Here is an 18,574-nt window from a genome sequence, read left to right on the forward strand (position 1 = left end):
TTATTCCCCCTGACGCTGGTAGTCGTTACGCTGCGCGTTAGCACGGCGTTGGTCCATAATGTCACCATCGTTCGAAGAAGGCGTTGTGTTCGTGCTGGCGCTGCCTGATGAGGCTGGCGGCAGACGCAGCAGGTTGTTCGCGCCGCTGGTGTCGCCTTTCGCTGCTGGCGCAGAACTGCCTTTCAGCATCTGATCCAGCGGCAGAACCATCAGGTTTCCGCCTTTACTGTCGTTAACCAACACTTTGCGGGTGTGGCTCAGCACTTTTTCCATGGTCTCGATATAGAGACGCTCACGGGTAATTTCCGGTGCCGCTTTATATTCCGGCAGGATCTTCGCAAAGCGAGCCACTTCACCCTGAGCTTCCAGGATGGTCTGCGTCTTATACGCGCGCGCTTCTTCCAGAATACGCTGCGCCTGACCGTTAGCGCGTGGCTGAACTTCGTTGGTGTACGCTTCTGCTTCACGGATGTACTGCTGTTCGTTTTCACGGGCAGCAATCGCATCGTCAAATGCGGCTTTCACCTCTTCCGGCGGACGCGCAGCCTGGAAGTTGACGTCCAGCAGAGTAATACCCATGTTGTACGGACGAATGGTCTCTTCCAGCTCGCGCTGGGTATCGCTACGAATAACGGTACGACCTTCGGTCAGGATACGGTCCATGGTGTATTTACCGATCACACCGCGCAGGGCGCTGTCGGTCGCCTGACGCAGGCTGTCATCGGCGCTGGTCACGCTAAACAGATAACGCTCAGGATCGGTCACGCGGTACTGCACGTTCATCTCAACGCGCACCACGTTTTCGTCAGAGGTCAGCATCACGCCAGAGGCGGCCAGTTCACGGACAGATTCCACGTTTACCGCGGTCACATCGTCAATGAAGGTCGGCTTCCAGTTCAGACCCGGCTCAACCAGATGGCTGAACTTACCGAAACGGGTGACTACGCCGCGTTCTGCTTCTTTAATGGTGTAGAACCCGCTGGCTGCCCAGATGATGACTACCGCAGCGGCCACGATGCCCACTACGCGGCCACCCATTGGCGGGCGCGAACTCTGAGTGGAATTGCCACCCGAGCCAGAACCTTTTCCTCCGCCAAGGCCACCAAGCTTCTTGCTCAGTTTGCGGAAGATATCATCCAGATCCGGCGGCCCCTGCTCGCGACCACCTTTGTTGCCATTTCCCTCAGAGTTGCCGCCAGGTTTGCTGCTTCCCCACGGGTCGCGGTCTTGTCCGTTATTACCGGGCTGATTCCACGCCATGTATATGCTCCATATTTGTTATGCAAGGGCGAATTATTCAGGCATCCCCTTTCTGATCAGACGATATAGTCGACCAGCGCAGGTTCTTGTTTACAGAGGCGACGCCAGTCAACGATCGGCATACGCACCTGCATCCCCACGCTGCCGTCATCCTCCATCCACTCTTTTTCTATCGCCTGAAGCTGATAAAACCGGCTGCGCAGCCTGCCTTCCTGTGGCGGCAGTCGCAGCGTGTGCTGAGCTACCTCACCGGAAAGACGTTCTGTCAAAGCCTGGAAAAGCAGTGGCACACCAATACCGGTCTGGGCAGAAAGCCAGACCCGAATCGGTTTGTTTTCTTCATCTCTGTCGATACGCGGTTCGAAATCGTCCAGCATATCGATCTTATTCATGACCAACAGCGTGGGGATCTCGTGGGCGTCGATCTCTTCGAGCACCACGTTCACCGCGTCGATGTTCTCCTGCACGCGCACGTCTGCCGCATCAATCACGTGCAGCAGCAGAGTCGCCTGTCGCGTCTCCTGCAGGGTGGCTTTAAACGCCGCCACCAGGTCATGCGGCAGGTGGCGGATAAACCCTACGGTATCCGCCAGCACCGTTTCACCGACGTCTGCGACGTCAATACGGCGCAGCGTAGGGTCCAGGGTCGCAAACAGCTGGTCTGCGGCATACACCTGGGCCTCGGTTATCTGGTTAAACAGGGTGGATTTACCGGCGTTGGTATAGCCCACCAGCGACACCGTCGGGATGTCGGCTTTGGTTCGCGCCCGACGCCCCTGTTCACGCTGTTTCTCTACACGTTCCAGACGTGAAAGGATCTGGGTAATTCGGCCACGCAGCAAACGACGGTCGGTTTCGAGCTGGGTTTCACCCGGGCCGCGCAAACCAATCCCGCCTTTTTGTCTTTCAAGGTGTGTCCAGCCACGCACCAGACGCGTTGCCAGATGGCGCAGCTGCGCCAGCTCAACCTGCAGTTTCCCTTCGTGGGTACGTGCACGCTGAGCAAAAATATCTAAAATCAAACCCGTGCGATCGATAACACGGCATTCGCAAAGGGCTTCCAGGTTGCGCTCCTGGGCTGGAGACAGCGCATGATCAAACAACACGACTGACGCGCCGGTTGCTTTTACGGCATCCGCAATTTCGACTGCTTTACCTTCACCAACAAAATACTTTGGGTGCGGCGCTTTACGGCTACCGGTAATCACCTGCATTGCTTCGACACCGGCGGAAGAGACCAGAGATTCAAACTCCTGGAGGTCTTCCATATCTTTGTCTTGCGAAAAATAGATGTGTACCAGCACCGCCTGCTCACCGGCATCATAACGGTCAAACAAGCGTAAACCTCTCTAAAAAGATCAGCGGGGAACGCAGGATCCCTGGCTCCCCGTGTGGATAACAGTGCGAAACCTTATTCGGTCTCGTCGCTGTCCTGCGCCGGCGTTGAAGAACCCTGCGCGCTGCTGCCATGATGGTAGTTACTACCAGTGCCGCCGCCAGCGTTATTGCTGTGATGAGATACCGGACGGGACGGAACAACAGTAGAAATAGCGTGCTTGTAGACCATCTGACTGACCGTGTTTTTCAACAGAATCACAAACTGATCGAAAGACTCAATCTGACCTTGCAGCTTAATACCATTCACCAAATAAATAGAAACTGGAACACGTTCCCGACGCAATGCGTTCAGGAACGGATCTTGTAAAGATTGCCCCTTAGCCATTCTATCTTTTCCTTATATGCTTGTTTTGTACTTAGAACCTTGCGATTCTGAAAAATTGCGCACGATACGTCTCAATTGTACACATTCAGTGAGCGATATCACCAACAACCTCAATCACTTCGTTTAACGCCTGTTGCGGTTTTTCACTGTCTAACCAGTGAACACCCTCCCAACCGCGCAACCAGGTGATCTGGCGCTTCGCTAACTGTCTCGTGGCGCAAACACCTCTATAAACCATTTCATCGTATGAAATCTCACCTTCAAGATACGACCACATCTGGCGATATCCCACACAACGAATGGAAGGCATGTCCGTATGCAAATCTCCACGGGCAAATAGCGCCCGCACTTCTGCTTCAAAATCTGAAGCTAACATCTGATGAAAACGCTGCTCAATTCGCTGATGGAGCAGTTCACGGCTCGCCGGGGCGATGGCGAACTGATGCACCTGATACGGCAGAGCGTCTCCTGACGTTTGCGTCAGTTCCGTTAAAGTTTTACCCGAAATGAAAAAAACTTCCAGTGCCCGGGAAAGCCTTTGCGGATCATTTGGATGGATCCGTGCTGCAGCAACCGGGTCAATCTCCGCCAGTTGCTGATGCAAAACGTCCCAACCCTGCTCTGCCGCCTGCTGCTCAATTTTCGCTCTTATTTCCGGATCCGCGGATGGCAGAGGTGACAACCCTTCCAGCAACGCCTTGAAATAGAGCATGGTTCCGCCAACCAACAGCGGTATACGTCCCGCCGCCGTTATCTCGGCCATCTCGGCTAAGGCATCCCGACGGAAATCCGCTGCGGAGTACGCCTGAGCCGGGTCGAGAATATCGAGCAAACGGTGCGGTGCCGCACGCAACTCTTCTGCGTCAGGCTTCGCCGTGCCGATGTCCATCCCCCGGTAGATGAGGGCGGAGTCGACGCTAATCAACTCTACAGGCAAAACTTTACGCAACTCAATGGCTAGCGCCGTTTTGCCGGAGGCCGTTGGGCCCATTAAAAAAATTGCCTTAGGCAGGCTCGCCTTACTTGCGTCAATCATGTTTCAGGGCGTTCATCGCCGTTTGTAAATCAACAGGTTGTAATAACCCACCCGGCGGCGTTTTCACCAGATGCGGACAGAGGCGTTCTACCTCCGCCAGCACGCTAATGGCCTGCGCCATACTCCACGGCGCGTGTTCGCTTGCCAGATGGCGGGCGATCCACTGCGCGGTGTTGGCGGCATCAAACGACGTTTGCTGCGCCAGGTAGCCTATCAGTTCAGGAATCAAGTTTTGTAAATTTTGTTGGCGTAAGGGTAAAGGCACGGCACGAATTGTCACATGTTGTGGTTCGAGCACAGTTTCAATACCCATTTGCGCCAGCTGCGGCTCTGCGCGCTGCAATACCCTCGTTTCATCAGGGGATATTTTCAGGCGAACCGGAATTAATAACGGCTGCGCGCAGGCTGCATTTTCGCCTGGCGTAAGCTGCACCTGCTTGAGCCAGCGTTCGGCGACCGGCAGGGCCAGAAGCATCAGTTTGCCGTCACGCTCAAGCAGCGCCATATCCGGCGCGATAATCGTCAGCACCCGGCCAAAACTCTGGCTATGGCCGTCCAGAGAAGGCTGAGCTGGCGGAATGTGCTCTTTTCGCTCCACGGCGGGCGTTTCCAGCAGCTTGCGGTACAACGCTCCCTGCTGCTTCTGATAGCCCGGCTGGGCATTCGGGTAGTTCGCGCCCGTTGGACGCGGTGCGCTCCCGGCCTGGGAGAAGCGCGGAGCTTCCGGTTCACGCGCGACGGCAGGCTCAGCAAAATGGTTGCGCCCTGCCGCTACACGGTTTTCAGGCAGCGGACGCGGCGCAGGGGCGTCGTTCTCCAGCGGCAGCGTTGGCGCTGCCTGCTGCTGCAACACGGCGGCCACGCCCTGATAAATGAAGTCGTGAACCAGACGCGACTGGTGGAAACGCACCTCATGCTTGGCAGGATGAACGTTTACATCCACCTGATGGGGGTCGATTTCCAGATAAAGGACGAAAGCTGGCTGCTGATCGGCCCCGAGTTTGTCTTCGCAGGCCTGGCGAATCGCGTGATTGATGAGACGATCGCGCATCATGCGCCCGTTCACGTAGCAATACTGAATTTCAGAGAACGCAGCACTGCTCGCGTTTGGATCGGCAACCCAGCCGCGTAAAGCCAGATCGCCGTGCTGCCACTCAATAGCCAGAGCCTGTTCCAGAAACGGCGTCCCGCAGATAGCGCCCAGGCGACGCTCTTTCTGTCCACCTTCCGCCACCGCGCGGTACTGGCGCATCACCTTACCGTTATGGCTGAGGTTGATGGCGACATCGAAACGGGCCAGCGCGATACGGCGAATGATCTCGTCGATATGGCCGAACTCGGTCTTCTCGGTACGCATAAACTTGCGTCGGGCGGGGGTGTTGTAGAACAGATCCAGGACTTCCAGCGTCGTGCCGACAGGGTGCGCCGCGGGTTTGACCGTCACATCCATATCGCGCCCTTCGGCGTAAGCCTGCCAGGCTTCCTGCTGTTCAGCGGTACGGGAGGTCAGCGTTAAGCGCGAAACCGAGCTAATACTGGCCAGCGCTTCACCGCGAAAACCGAGGCTAATAATCGCTTCCAGATCGTCCAGAGAGGCGATTTTACTGGTGGCGTGACGAGCCAGCGCCAGCGCCAGCTCCTCTTTTTTAATGCCACAGCCGTTGTCGCGAATGCGGATAAGCTTCGCGCCACCGCGTTCGATATCAATATCGATGCGGGTTGCGCCCGCATCGAGGCTGTTTTCCACCAGCTCCTTCACCACCGACGCAGGGCGTTCCACCACCTCACCGGCGGCGATTTGGTTCGCGAGCTGCGGCGGTAGAACCTGAATCGGCATGAATGCTCCTTAGTTGGTCGCGGTCATCTCACCCGGCAGCGCTGCGCTGGCCGTCTGTGCTGAGCCGCTCTGCGGCGCAGACTGCAGAGGATGCGCCTCAAAATATTTACGTAAACCGTTATAAATCGCTTCGGCAATTTGCTGCTGGTAACTATCGCTTCCCAACAGACGCTCTTCACCGTTGTTACTGATAAAGCCCGTCTCTACAAGGATGGACGGGATATCCGGGGAGCGCAGAACACCGAGGCTGGCATGTTCCGGACGGCGCTTATGCAGCACGCCAACGCTTTGCAGCTGGTTCAATACGTTAGTGGCGACATCATACCCGACGCGCTGCGAATGACCGAACTGTAAATCCAGCACCGCCTGGCTGAGGTACGGATCGGACTGGCTGTTCGCCAGCACGTCGCCCGCGCCGCCTAACAGTTCAGACTGCTTCTCGTGCTCTTCCAGCCAGTTGGCCATTTCGCTGTTAGCGCGACGGTTCGACAGCACCCAAACCGAGGCGCCGGTGGCGCTACGATTCGGTGCGGCGTCCGCATGAATAGAGACCAGGAAGTTCGCGTTTTGCTTACGCGCCACGTCCGAGCGTCCCATTACGGAGATAAAGTAGTCCCCGTCGCGGGTCAACACGCCTTTAAACATGGGGTCGTCATTGAGCAGCGAACGCAGTTTCCGCGCGATAGCGATAGTGACGTTTTTCTCTCGCGTGCCGCCAGGGCCAATCGCCCCCGGGTCTTCCCCGCCGTGGCCCGCATCAATGGCGATAATCACTTTGTCACCGCTGACCGTCGCGCGTCGCGCGCTGGCCGCCGGACGCGTCACCGTATTGCTGCTGGTTGCCGCAGTAATGCGATCGTTCTGCGATTTAAACGGATTACGCGCAGGTTCAGAAGGACGCGGCGTATACACCGGTTCTTCCACGCGCTTCGCTACGACCGGCGGCGGTGGAGGCGGTGGCGGCGCGTCGGCATTGATGGTAAACACCACCGTATAGTTCGCCCCGTTTTGCTGCTTCACCGCCTTCGTTTTGCCCTTTTCGGTCAGATCAACCACCAGGCGTAACGACTGGCTATCCTGCGGCGTTCCCGAACGGATACTTTTTACCAGGTTGTTGCCGCTGAACCGCAGCGGTAGCCCCTGGATCACGCCTGTTTGTTTGATATCCAGCGCCACGCTGTGGCTGTCTGGTTGTGAAAACGCATATTCAGGATCGCCCATAAAGCTGAACGTGATCCGGGCCTGGCTTTCGCCGTTTGATACCTGAATATCTGAGAGGTTTGCCGCCCCGGCCTGCGCGCACAGCAGCACGGTGGCAGCCAACAACCAACCTTTAACGCGATTTATCATCCCGTCATCCCTACGCTTAACCGGCCAGTCGCGCCAGTAAGGAACTGCCTGATGAGGAAACAGCACTGATGCGCGCCTCACGCCCTTGTGCCTGGTAATCTAAGTGAATTTCGACATCCGGGTCAGGCAGCACACCCGCACCTTGTTGCGGCCACTCCACCAGGCAAATGGCGTCGTTGGCAAAATAATCACGGATCCCCATAAATTCCAGCTCCTCAGGATCCGCAAGGCGGTATAAATCGAAGTGATACACCATGAGATTTTCAAGGGTGTACGGTTCTACCAGCGTGTAGGTTGGGCTTTTCACATTCCCGTTATGCCCTAACGCCTGCAAAAAACCCCGGCTGAAGGTGGTTTTACCCGCACCTAAATCACCATACAGATAAATGACGGTTGCCCCCTGACAGGCCTGCGCCACGCGCTTGCCGAGTTCTAAAGTGGCTTGTTCATCAGGTAAAGGAATCGCTCGATTAGTCATTTTCTACGTCAATCACATCCGGGTTAACAACACGCCGCAGCGTGCAAAAAAGATCGGTGGCCAGCATGCCGCGTGTACCGTAACGCGCGGCCAGTTTATCCGCCGCGACACCGTGGGCCACGCAGCCCGCGCAGGCTGCATCATAAAGGGGAAGTTTCTGTCCAAGCAATGCGCCAATGATGCCGGAAAGCACATCGCCCATGCCGCCGCTTGCCATGCCCGCATTTCCGGCATCAATAATGCCCTGCGTCTCGTCACTGGCAACAACGGTTCCTGCCCCTTTCAAAACAGCAACACCTCCGTAACGTTTTACCAGACGCTGAGCAGAAAGTAAGCGATCGCTTTCAATTTCTGCCACGCTGCAGTTAAGCAGGCGCGCGGCTTCGCCGGGGTGTGGCGTCAGAATGCGATTGTGACGCTTATCGGGGTTTATTGCCAGAAGGTTAAGCGCGTCGGCATCCCACAGCATCGGTTTACGAAAATTCTCGACCTTTTGCAGGGCCTGTTTGCCCCATGCCTGCTGCCCGAGCCCGGGGCCGATCACCACCACATCCGCCCATTCCAGGCTTTCTTCAAGCGACTGAGGCGTAAGCTCATGGACCATCAGCTCCGGTCGGGCCGTAACGATCGGCGCTATATTCTCAATGCGAGTGAGTACTCGCACTAATCCGGCACCGCAGCGCAGAGCCGCCTCGCCGGCCATGCGAATCGCACCTGCCGTACCATGATCGCCGCCAATAATCACCAGCCTGCCGTGATCGCCCTTATGGGACGTCTGCCGGCGCGGCGGGAGCCACGCCGCAAGCTGCGAAGCATCAAAACGCGCGAGGTGCGTTTCCTGCCCGGACAGCCAGCTCTCCAGCCCCAGCGCATGGTGGTGCAGCACGCCAACAACGTCTCGTGCTTTACCGGTCAGTAGCCCCGGCTTGAGGGCGATGAAGGTTACCGTATGTGCAGCCTGAATGACCGCCCCCGGCGTCGCGCCGGTTTGTGCAATCAGGCCAGAGGGAATATCCAGGGCAACTACCGGCGCGGAATGTCTGTTAGCGTGTTCAATAAGGGCGGCAATGTTCTCGCGAGGCGCACTGCGTAGCCCGGTACCCAGCAGACCGTCAACAATCAGATCCACCTCTTCCGGCCAGACGATATCAGGCGCATGAATCACGCCGCCTGCGTTAAGCCACGCCTCCCGCGCCGCGCTGGCCTCTTCAGGCAGCGGTTTATCACTCTCCAGGGCCAGCAACGTCACGCGGATACCTGCCGCAACCGCGAGACGGGCGACGACGTAGCCGTCGCCGCCGTTATTGCCGTGACCGCACAGAATCATCCAGTGGGCGGCCTGAGGGTACGCGCTGCGGGCAACGTTAAACGCCGCCTCCCCCGCGCGCAGCATCAGTTCATAAAGGGTAATCCCGAGGCTGTCTGCGGCCTCTTTTTCGGCGCGCCGGAGGTCATCCGCATGCCAGATGGAATGTGGTATACTTGCGGGGTTTTTCTTCACCGTATGGTCCGTCATGTCACAGCCCCTCGATCTCAATGAATTAGCGCAAAAAATAAAACAGTGGGGTGCTGAGCTTGGCTTCCAGAAGGTGGGCATTACCGATACCGACCTTTCCGCCAGCGAGCCAAAACTGCAGGCCTGGCTGGACAAACAATACCACGGCGAAATGGAGTGGATGGCGCGTCATGGCATGATGCGCGCCCGCCCTCACGAGCTTTTGCCGGGCACGTTACGCGTCATCAGCGTGCGCATGAATTATCTGCCCGCCAACGCGGCCTTTGCGCGCACGCTAAAAAATCCCGCTCTGGGTTACGTCAGCAGGTACGCCCTGGGACGTGATTACCATAAGCTCTTGCGTAACCGTTTAAAAAAACTCGGGGAAACTATTCAGCAGCACTGTGTTTCGCTGAATTTTAGACCCTTTGTCGATTCTGCGCCTATTCTTGAGCGCCCGATCGCCGAAAAAGCCGGGCTTGGCTGGACAGGTAAGCACTCACTTATCCTCAGCCGCGACGCCGGATCGTTCTTCTTCCTGGGTGAACTGCTGATTGATTTACCATTGCCGGTAGACGGCCCGGTAGAGGAAGGCTGCGGACGCTGCGTGGCCTGCATGACCATCTGCCCGACGGGTGCCATCGTCGAGCCTTACACCGTTGATGCGCGCCGCTGCATCTCCTACCTCACTATCGAACTGGAAGGGGCCATTCCAGAGGAATTTCGACCACTTATCGGCAACCGCATCTACGGCTGCGACGACTGCCAGCTGATCTGCCCGTGGAACCGCTATTCGCAGCTCACGGACGAAGAGGATTTCAGCCCGCGTAAGGCGCTGCATGCACCGCAGCTGGTTGAGTTATTCGCCTGGACCGAAGCCTGGTTCCTGAAAGTGACGGAAGGTTCGGCCATTCGCCGTATCGGTCATCTGCGCTGGCTGCGTAATGTTGCCGTCGCGCTGGGTAATGCCCCGTGGGATGAAGCGAATGTTCGGGCGCTTGAAAGCCGTAAAGGTGAGCACCCACTTCTTGATGAACACATAGAATGGGCGATTGCGCAGCAAATAGAGAAGCGTAATGCCTGCACGATCGAGGTGCAGCTACCGAAGAAACAGCGTCTGGTGCGGGTGATTGAAAAAGGGCTTACGCGGGATGCCTGAACTATTCACAGCCTGTGAATAAAATTACAAACTCAAGCGCCATCTGGGCTGGAGAAGAGGTCAAGTGATCTCAATAACATTTTGAAATGAAAATTTATTTATTAAATACAGCGCGTTACAAAGATATTATTCACCCTGCTAAGTTTTAACCCTGTTACGGTTAAGCGTAGTTTCTGTGGATAACTCTGTTCACAAGAGTATTTCAGAGACAATAGAAAACGTCCCCAACGACTCTTTTCGCTGTGGATATTTTAGAGATTAAGAAGAATTTGGAGCGGGAAACGAGACTCGAACTCGCGACCCCGACCTTGGCAAGGTCGTGCTCTACCAACTGAGCTATTCCCGCTTGGGTGGTCCGTGCTTTAGAAGCACTTTCAAATTTTGGAGCGGGAAACGAGACTCGACCTCGCGACCCCGACCTTGGCAAGGTCGTGCTCTACCAACTGAGCTATTCCCGCGTGGGTGGTCCGTGCTTTGGAAGCACTTTTCAAATTTTGGAGCGGGAAACGAGACTCGAACTCGCGACCCCGACCTTGGCAAGGTCGTGCTCTACCAACTGAGCTATTCCCGCAAATCTGCACTGCTTTTGTTGCTGTCGTAACGTGTAATTCTCTGTCGTTACGGGAGGCGCATTATACGAGAAATCCTTTTAGCTGCAACCCCCCTTAAAGCGATTTTTTCGAAATTAAGTTCAAATGCTTAATTAATCGGCAAGCTGAACAATTTAACGACAAAAACCCGGCCACGCAAGGCGCCGGATCGCAAAATCACAGCTTAATAAAGTTTTCGCGGTAGTAGGAAAGCTCCGCCACAGACTCACGGATATCGTCCATCGCCTGGTGAGTCCCCTGCTTTTTGAAGCCGTCGAGGATTTCAGGCTTCCAGCGACGCGCCAGCTCTTTCAGGGTGCTGACATCCAGATAGCGGTAGTGGAAATATGACTCCAGCTCCGGCATGTACTTAAACAGGAAACGGCGATCCTGGCCGATACTATTCCCACAGATAGGCGATTTGCCTGCCGGAACCCACTGTTTCAGGAACTCAAGCGTCGCCAGCTCCGCCTCGCGATCGCCGAACGTGCTCGCCTTCACGCGCTCCACCAGGCCACTGCCGGTGTGGGTGCGCACGTTCCATTCATCCATCAAAGCCAGCTGGTCGTCGGACTGATGCACCGCAATCGTTGGCCCTTCAGCCAGGATATTCAGGTTAGCGTCCGTCACCAGCGTTGCAATTTCAATGATGCGATCGCGCTCGGGATCCAGCCCGGTCATTTCGAGATCGATCCAAATCAGGTTGTTTTCATCCGCGCTCATGTTATTTTCCACCCTTCTCGCATAACCGGCAGTAGCAGGTTAACTAGTATTAATTAGAGTGTATCATAGAGGTTTTGCCCCTTACGGGCGACCAGGAGCCAGCGCGATTGAGTAAAAATAAACTCTCCAAAGGGCAGCAGCGCCGCGTAAACGCCAACCACCAGCGCCGTCTTAAAACCACTTCGGAGAAGCCGGATTATGACGACAACCTGTTTGGTGAAGCGACAGAAGGCGTAGTCATCAGCCGTTTCGGTATGCATGCCGATGTCGAATCCGCCGACGGGGATATTCACCGTTGCAATATCCGTCGCACCATCCGTTCACTGGTTACCGGCGATCGCGTGGTCTGGCGACCGGGTAAAGAGGCGGCGGAAGGCGTTACGGTAAAAGGTATCGTTGAAGCGGTTCATGAGCGCACGTCCGTGTTAACCCGTCCCGATTTCTACGACGGGGTCAAACCTATTGCCGCCAACATTAACCAGATCGTCATTGTTTCGGCGATTTTGCCCGAACTTTCGCTCAACATTATCGACCGATACCTCGTCGCCTGCGAAACGCTGCAGGTTGAACCGATTATCGTGTTGAACAAAATCGATCTGCTGGATGACGACGGTATGGCCTTCGTGAATGAGCAGATGGATATCTACCGCAAGATTGGTTACCGCGTGCTGATGGTCTCCAGCCGCACCAAAGATGGCCTTAAACCGCTGGAAGAGGCGCTGACCGACCGCATCAGCATCTTTGCGGGCCAGTCCGGCGTAGGTAAATCGAGCCTGCTGAACAACCTGCTCGGCCTCCAGCAAGAGATCCTGACCAACGATGTGTCCAACGTCTCTGGCCTGGGCCAGCACACCACCACCGCCTCGCGTCTGTATCATTTCCCGCACGGCGGCGACGTGATCGACTCCCCGGGGGTGCGTGAGTTCGGTTTGTGGCACCTTGAGCCGGAACAAATCTTTAACGGATTTGTCGAATTCCATGATTATTTAGGCGCCTGTAAATACCGCGACTGTAAGCACGATAACGACCCAGGCTGCGCTATTCGTGAAGCGGTTGAGAAAGGTGAGATCGCGGAAACTCGCTTCGAGAATTACCACCGCATTCTTGAGAGCATGGAAGACGTAAAAACGCGTAAAAACTTTTCTGATTCTGATAACTGACAACTAAGCTAAGCATCGCTAAAATCGTCCCCTTTTTTCAGGTTCCGGCGGCTTAACGCCGGATCAGGAACGACAAAACAATGGCCTGGAGGCTACCTTGTTAAACGCATTTAAACTTTCGCTTCAATACATTCTGCCAAAACTGTGGCTCACTCGCCTGGCGGGCTGGGGCGCAAGCAAACGCGCGGGCTGGCTGACCAAACTGGTCATCGACCTTTTCGTAAAATATTACAAGGTCGATATGAAAGAGGCGCAGAAGCCGGATACCGCCAGCTACCGCACCTTCAACGAGTTCTTCGTACGCCCGCTGCGTGACGAAGTGCGCCCGCTGAACACCGACCCTAACGTCCTGGTGATGCCGGCAGACGGCGTGATCAGCCAGTTGGGTAATATCGAAGACGACAAAATCTTGCAGGCGAAGGGCCATAACTACAGTCTGGAAGCGCTGCTGGCTGGTAACTACCTGATGGCGGATCTGTTCCGTAACGGTACCTTTGCCACCACCTATCTTTCACCGCGCGACTACCATCGCGTGCACATGCCGTGTAACGGTATCCTGCGTGAAATGATTTACGTCCCGGGAGACCTGTTCTCTGTAAACCACCTGACCGCGCAGAACGTGCCGAACCTGTTTGCCCGCAACGAGCGCGTCATCTGTCTGTTCGATACTGAATTTGGCCCTATGGCGCAGATTCTGGTGGGTGCGACCATCGTAGGCAGCATCGAAACCGTCTGGGCGGGCACCATCACCCCACCGCGCGAAGGCGTGATCAAACGCTGGACCTGGCCTGCCGGTGAAGCGGAAGGCTCGGTGGCCCTGCTGAAAGGTCAGGAGATGGGTCGCTTCAAGCTGGGCTCTACCGTAATCAACCTGTTTGCGCCGGGCAAAGTGAAGCTGGCTGAACAGCTCGAAAGCCTGTCGGTCACCAAACTGGGCCAGCCGCTGGCGGTCTCTACCGAAACCTTCGTGACGCCGGATGCAGAACCAGCGCCGCTACCGCAGGAAGAGATCAACGCCGAGCACGACGCCAGCCCGCTGGTTGACGACAAAAAAGACGAAGGCTAACAACAGAAGGATCGCTGACGTGCGCCCGATTATCGTTCTACTGATGGCCTGGTGCCTCAGCATGGGGGCGTACGCAGCGACAGCCCCCGACGCCAAACAGATAACCCAGGAACTGGAGCAGGCAAAAGCGGCTAAACCCGCTCAGCCAGAGACCGTCGAGTCGCTCCAGGCTGCCCTGAACGCGCTTGAGGAGCGAAAAGGCTCTCTTGAGCGCGCTCAGCAGTATCAGCAGGTTATCGACAATTTCCCCAAACTCTCGCAGACGCTGCGCGCGCAGCTCAATAATTTGCGTGACGAACCGCGCGATGTGCCAGCAGGCATGACCTCCGACGCCCTGAACCAGGAGATCCTGCAGGTCAGCAGCCAGCTTCTGGAAAAGAGCCGCCTTGCCCAGCAGGAGCAGGAGCGAGCGCGTGAAATTGCCGACTCCCTCAGCCAGCTTCCGCAGCAGCAAACCGATGCCCGCCGCCAGCTTAATGAAGTTGAGCGTCGCGTGGGTACGCAAAGCGGCAATACGCCACAGGCTCAGGCTCAAAATCTGGGCCTGCAGGCAGAATCTGCTCGCCTGAAGGCCCTTGTCGATGAGCTGGAGCTGGCGCAGCTTTCCGCCAATAACCGCCAGGAGCTGTCGCGGATGCGCTCTGAACTCGCTCAGAAGCAGAGCGAGCAGCTGGATGCGTATCTCCAGGCCCTGCGCAATCAGCTTAACAGCCAGCGTCAGCGCGAAGCCGAGCGTGCCCTTGAAAGCACCGAACTGCTGGCGGAAAACAGCGAAAACCTGCCTGCCGGTATCAACGAACAATTCAGGGTCAACCGCGAGCTTTCTGCCGCGCTGAACCAGCAGGCGCAGCGCATGGATCTGGTTGCCTCGCAGCAGCGTCAGGCCACCAATCAAACCCTGCAGGTTCGCCAGGCGCTCAACACCCTGCGCGAGCAGTCCCAATGGCTCGGATCATCAAACCTGCTGGGCGAAGCGTTACGTGCCCAGGTCGCGCGCCTGCCGGAAATGCCGAAGCCGCAACAGCTGGATACCGAGATGGCCCAGCTGCGCGTTCAGCGACTGCACTTTGAAGATCTTCTCAATAAACAGCCGCAAATTCGCCAGATCCGTCAGGCTGACGGACAGCCCCTGACCAGCGAGCAAAACCGTATTCTGGAAGCCCAGCTGCGTACCCAGCGTGAACTGCTGAACTCCCTGCTCCAGGGCGGGGATACGCTGATTCTGGAGCTGACCAAGCTAAAAGTCTCCAATAGCCAGCTGGAAGATGCGCTGAAAGAGGTGAACGAGGCTACGCACCGTTATCTCTTCTGGACGTCCGACGTGCGTCCGATGACCTTCTCGTGGCCGATTGAGATTGTCCAGGACCTGCGTCGCCTGATTTCGCTGGACACCGTCAGCCAGCTGGGACAGGCCAGCGTGATGATGTTTACCAGCAAAGAGACCATTTTCCCGCTGCTCGGGGCGTTGATTCTGGTGGGCTTCAGCATTTACTCGCGCAGACATTTCACCCGCTTCCTGGAGCGTTCCAGCTCCAGGGTCGGGAAAGTCACCCAGGATCACTTCTGGCTGACGTTGCGCACCGTATTCTGGTCGATTCTTGTCGCCTCCCCGCTGCCGGTGCTGTGGATGACGCTGGGGTATGGCCTGCGAGAAGCCTGGCCCTATCCGCTCGCGGTCGCGATTGGCGATGGCGTCACCGCCACGGTGCCGCTGCTGTGGGTGGTCATGATTTGCGCCACCTTCGCGCGCCCCAATGGCCTGTTCATCACCCACTTTGGCTGGCCGCGTAATCGCGTTGCGCGCGCCATGCGTTACTACCTGATGAGCATCGGGCTGATTGTGCCGCTGATTATGGCGCTGATCATGTTCGATAATCTCAACGACCGGGAATTCTCAGGCTCGCTGGGCCGCCTCTGCTTTATGCTGATATGCGGGGCGCTGGCCATCGTTACGCTCAGCCTGAAACGCGCGGGTATTCCGCTCTATCTCGATAAATCCGGCAGCGGCGAAAACATGTTCAACCGGCTGCTCTGGAACCTGCTGCTTAGCGCGCCGCTGTTTGCGATGCTGGCAGCCGCGGTAGGCTATCTGGCAACCGCGCAGGCGCTGCTGGCGCGGCTGGAAACCTCGGTGGCCATCTGGTTCCTGCTGCTGGTGGTGTACCACGTGATCCGCCGCTGGATGCTGATCCAGCGCCGCCGTCTGGCCTTCGATCGTGCCAAGCATCGCCGGGCGGAGATCCTCGCCCAGCGCGCGCGTGGTGAAGAAGAGCCAAACCACGTCAACAGTACGGAAGGCACAACGGAAGCGGACGAAGTCGAGCTGGATCTGGATGCCATCAGTACCCAGTCCCTGCGCCTGGTTCGTTCCATACTGATGCTGATTGCCCTCCTCTCGGTCATCTTCCTGTGGTCAGAGATCCACTCCGCATTCGGCTTCCTGGAGAACATCTCTCTCTGGGACGTGACGTCTACGGTGCAGGGTGTTGAAAGCCTGGAGCCGATTACCTTAGGGGCGGTGCTGATTGCCATTCTGGTGCTGATCATCACCACGCAGCTGGTACGCAACTTCCCGGCGCTGCTGGAGCTGGCGCTGCTGCAGCATCTGGATTTAACGCCGGGGACGGGCTATGCGATTACGACCATTACCAAATATCTGATCATGCTGTTTGGCGGGCTGGTTGGCTTCTCGATGATCGGTATTGAGTGGTCGAAGCTGCAGTGGCTGGTGGCGGCCCTTGGTGTAGGGTTAGGTTTTGGTTTACAGGAGATCTTCGCCAACTTCATCTCTGGCCTGATCATTCTGTTCGAAAAACCGATCCGTATTGGCGATACCGTAACGATCCGCGATTTGACCGGCAGCATCACGAAGATCAACACCCGCGCGACGACGATCAGCGACTGGGATCGCAAAGAGATCATCGTGCCAAACAAGGCGTTTATTACCGAGCAGTTCATCAACTGGTCGCTGTCAGACTCCGTTACCCGCGTGGTGCTGACGGTACCGGCGCCGTCGGACGCCAACAGCGAAGAGGTCACCCAGATCCTCTACACTGCGGCTGAGCGCTGTTCGCTGGTAATCGACAACCCGGCGCCGGAAGTATTCCTTGTGGATTTACAGCAGGGGATCCAGATTTTCGAGCTGCGCATCTACGCCGCCGAAATGGGACACCGTATGCCGCTGCGCCATGAGATCCACCAGCTGATTCTGGCGGGCTTCCGCGAGCACGGTATTGATATGCCGTTCCCACCGTTCCAGATGCGTCTCGAAAGCCTGGACGGGCGTAAAACGGGAAGAACGCTGACGTCAGCGGCGCGTACGCGCCCGGCGGGAAGTTTGTAAGGTAAGCGGGGCAACCCTCTCCCGCGGGAGAGGGTAAACTGCCGTCAGGCGCGATCTACGGTAAACGCAATCACATCGCCAAGCTGCTCTGCGCCCAGGGCCAGCATCACCAGACGGTCAACACCCAGCGCCACGCCGGAGCAATCCGGCAGACCTGCTTTTAATGCTTCAAGCAAATTCACATCAATAGNGGTCAACACCCAGCGCCACGCCGGAGCAATCCGGCAGACCTGCTTTTAATGCTTCAAGCAAATTCACATCAATAGGCTGCTGCGGCAGACCGCGCGCGGCGCGCTTGCGGTTATCCTGCTCGAAGCGCTGCTGCTGCTCGCGGGCATCCGTCAGTTCGTGGAAGCCGTTCGCCAGTTCGATGCCTTTGTAATAGACCTCAAAACGCTCTGCGACACGATGATCTTCGGTACTGATCTGCGCCAGTGACGCCTGGCTTGCCGGGAAGTGATAGACAAACGTCGGACGGTCTTTGCCAATCTGGGGTTCTACGCCGAAGGTAAACAGCAGCTGCAGCAGCGTGTCGCGATCCTCTTCGGTATCCGCCACGTTGCTCAGATCCAGTTTTGCCGCCACTTCGCGCAGCTGGGTTTTGTCCGCCGACAGCGGATCGATTTCCAGATGGCGCTGGAAAGCCTGCTGATAGGAGAGCGTTTCGGCTTCCGAGCAGTCCAGCACCTGCTGGAGCAGATCGTCCACCTCATTCATCAGGCGGTACATATCATAATGCGGGCGGTACCACTCCAGCATGGTGAATTCCGGGTTGTGGTGACGCCCCATCTCTTCATTACGGAAGCTGCGGCACAGCTGATACACCGGGCCACACCCCGCCGCCAGCAGGCGTTTCATGTGGTATTCCGGGCTGGTCATCAGATACAAATTTATGCCCTGAGAGTGGCCGGGGCCAACAAAACGGGTTTCAAACGGCACCAGATGAATATCCGTTACCGTTGCCTGACTCATGCACGGCGTTTCCACCTCCAGGACTCCGCGGTCGGCAAAGAAACGGCGGATCTCCGCCATAATTGCAGCGCGTTTTAACAGATTAGGGATGGATGCGCTCGGCTGCCAGGTGGCCGTTTCGCTCATGAGTTGTTCTCCGATTTCAGACAAGGGCACGAAGTCTACTCGTTAGCAGGGGCAGAGACAAATTTTGCGCAGTAAAAAAGGGCATTTCATTTAGGTGAACTTTTTCGTGACGTATTTCATCAATCTTCATGATAAATCGCCGTACAGAACAGCAAAAAAATCGAACACGTCAAATTTCCCTGACATCTACACGGTTATACTGTTTTACCCATAAAGGAGCAGTGGAAACGCTTTCGCAATCGTCCTTTTGGACGGG

At 56.6% G+C, this 18,574-nt stretch carries 13 protein-coding genes, 3 tRNA genes and 1 pseudogene; 4 read left to right on the plus strand and 13 right to left on the minus strand.

The window, feature by feature from the left end:
* The 8 genes from hflK to nnr form a co-directional block, all read right to left on the minus strand.
* Entirely contained in the window at positions 1-1,260 is a 1,260-nt protein-coding gene (hflK, locus tag SPH27_RS12430) for an FtsH protease activity modulator HflK (protein WP_121424846.1), read from the minus strand.
* A 56-nt stretch (positions 1,261-1,316) separates the two neighbouring features.
* On the minus strand, positions 1,317-2,597 hold the full coding sequence (gene hflX / locus SPH27_RS12435; RefSeq protein WP_023310136.1) for a ribosome rescue GTPase HflX: 1,281 nt from the start codon (positions 2,595-2,597) through the stop codon (positions 1,317-1,319).
* Between the two features lie 74 nt (positions 2,598-2,671).
* Positions 2,672-2,983 carry an RNA chaperone Hfq gene (gene hfq, locus SPH27_RS12440; RefSeq protein ID WP_023334248.1) on the minus strand — a complete coding sequence of 104 codons (312 nt, stop codon included), beginning with the start codon at positions 2,981-2,983 and terminating at the stop codon, positions 2,672-2,674.
* 85 nt (positions 2,984-3,068) lie between these two features.
* Positions 3,069-4,019, minus strand: coding sequence for a tRNA (adenosine(37)-N6)-dimethylallyltransferase MiaA (gene miaA, locus SPH27_RS12445; RefSeq protein WP_023310135.1), 951 nt, complete (start codon positions 4,017-4,019; stop codon positions 3,069-3,071).
* Positions 4,012-5,856: a DNA mismatch repair endonuclease MutL gene (mutL, locus tag SPH27_RS12450; protein ID WP_182072228.1), complete on the minus strand. Its 1,845-nt coding sequence runs from the start codon at positions 5,854-5,856 to the stop codon at positions 4,012-4,014. Before mutL ends, miaA begins: the two co-directional genes overlap by 8 nt.
* A 9-nt stretch (positions 5,857-5,865) precedes the next feature.
* The gene (amiB, locus tag SPH27_RS12455) at positions 5,866-7,206 is read right to left on the minus strand and encodes an N-acetylmuramoyl-L-alanine amidase AmiB (protein ID WP_033144462.1); all 1,341 of its coding nucleotides are present in this window, start codon (positions 7,204-7,206) and stop codon (positions 5,866-5,868) included.
* Between the two features lie 16 nt (positions 7,207-7,222).
* A complete protein-coding gene (gene tsaE, locus SPH27_RS12460) occupies positions 7,223-7,684 on the minus strand; it encodes a tRNA (adenosine(37)-N6)-threonylcarbamoyltransferase complex ATPase subunit type 1 TsaE (protein ID WP_013095283.1) in 462 nt (153 codons plus the stop codon).
* A complete protein-coding gene (gene nnr / locus SPH27_RS12465; protein WP_182072230.1) occupies positions 7,677-9,200 on the minus strand; it encodes a bifunctional ADP-dependent NAD(P)H-hydrate dehydratase/NAD(P)H-hydrate epimerase in 1,524 nt (507 codons plus the stop codon). Before nnr ends, tsaE begins: the two co-directional genes overlap by 8 nt.
* On the opposite strand from nnr, the gene queG reads away from it, so the two are divergent.
* Positions 9,199-10,338 (plus strand): tRNA epoxyqueuosine(34) reductase QueG, encoded by a 1,140-nt coding sequence (gene queG, locus SPH27_RS12470; protein WP_182072232.1) that lies wholly within the window; start codon positions 9,199-9,201, stop codon positions 10,336-10,338. The two genes, nnr and queG, sit on opposite strands and share 2 nt — an antisense overlap.
* A 270-nt stretch (positions 10,339-10,608) precedes the next feature.
* On the opposite strand, the gene SPH27_RS12475 is transcribed toward queG, so the two are convergent.
* The 4 genes from SPH27_RS12475 to orn all read right to left on the minus strand — a co-directional run bounded on the left by SPH27_RS12475 (position 10,609) and on the right by orn (position 11,651).
* A tRNA-Gly gene (locus tag SPH27_RS12475) sits at positions 10,609-10,684 on the minus strand.
* Positions 10,685-10,720: 36 nt separating this feature from the next.
* Positions 10,721-10,796 (minus strand) — tRNA-Gly (locus SPH27_RS12480).
* 37 nt (positions 10,797-10,833) lie between these two features.
* A tRNA-Gly gene (locus SPH27_RS12485) sits at positions 10,834-10,909 on the minus strand.
* A gap of 196 nt (positions 10,910-11,105) precedes the next feature.
* On the minus strand, positions 11,106-11,651 hold the full coding sequence (orn, locus tag SPH27_RS12490; RefSeq protein ID WP_023310130.1) for an oligoribonuclease: 546 nt from the start codon (positions 11,649-11,651) through the stop codon (positions 11,106-11,108).
* A 107-nt stretch (positions 11,652-11,758) separates the two neighbouring features.
* On the opposite strand from orn, the gene rsgA reads away from it, so the two are divergent.
* From rsgA to mscM, 3 genes are all read left to right on the plus strand, one after another.
* The gene (gene rsgA, locus SPH27_RS12495; protein WP_182072234.1) at positions 11,759-12,811 is read left to right on the plus strand and encodes a small ribosomal subunit biogenesis GTPase RsgA; all 1,053 of its coding nucleotides are present in this window, start codon (positions 11,759-11,761) and stop codon (positions 12,809-12,811) included.
* 97 nt (positions 12,812-12,908) lie between these two features.
* Positions 12,909-13,877 carry an archaetidylserine decarboxylase gene (gene asd / locus SPH27_RS12500; RefSeq protein WP_033144458.1) on the plus strand — a complete coding sequence of 323 codons (969 nt, stop codon included), beginning with the start codon at positions 12,909-12,911 and terminating at the stop codon, positions 13,875-13,877.
* A gap of 19 nt (positions 13,878-13,896) precedes the next feature.
* Entirely contained in the window at positions 13,897-17,220 is a 3,324-nt protein-coding gene (gene mscM / locus SPH27_RS12505) for a miniconductance mechanosensitive channel MscM (RefSeq protein WP_039261016.1), read from the plus strand.
* Between the two features lie 44 nt (positions 17,221-17,264).
* On the opposite strand, the pseudogene epmA reads toward mscM, so the two are convergent.
* Positions 17,265-18,318 (minus strand): annotated as a pseudogene (gene epmA / locus SPH27_RS12510) (elongation factor P--(R)-beta-lysine ligase).
* Positions 18,319-18,574 lie beyond the last annotated feature (256 nt).

It is taken from the genome of Enterobacter sp. A103, from assembly GCF_034427535.1.
Taxonomy (GTDB): domain Bacteria; phylum Pseudomonadota; class Gammaproteobacteria; order Enterobacterales; family Enterobacteriaceae; genus Enterobacter; species Enterobacter asburiae_B.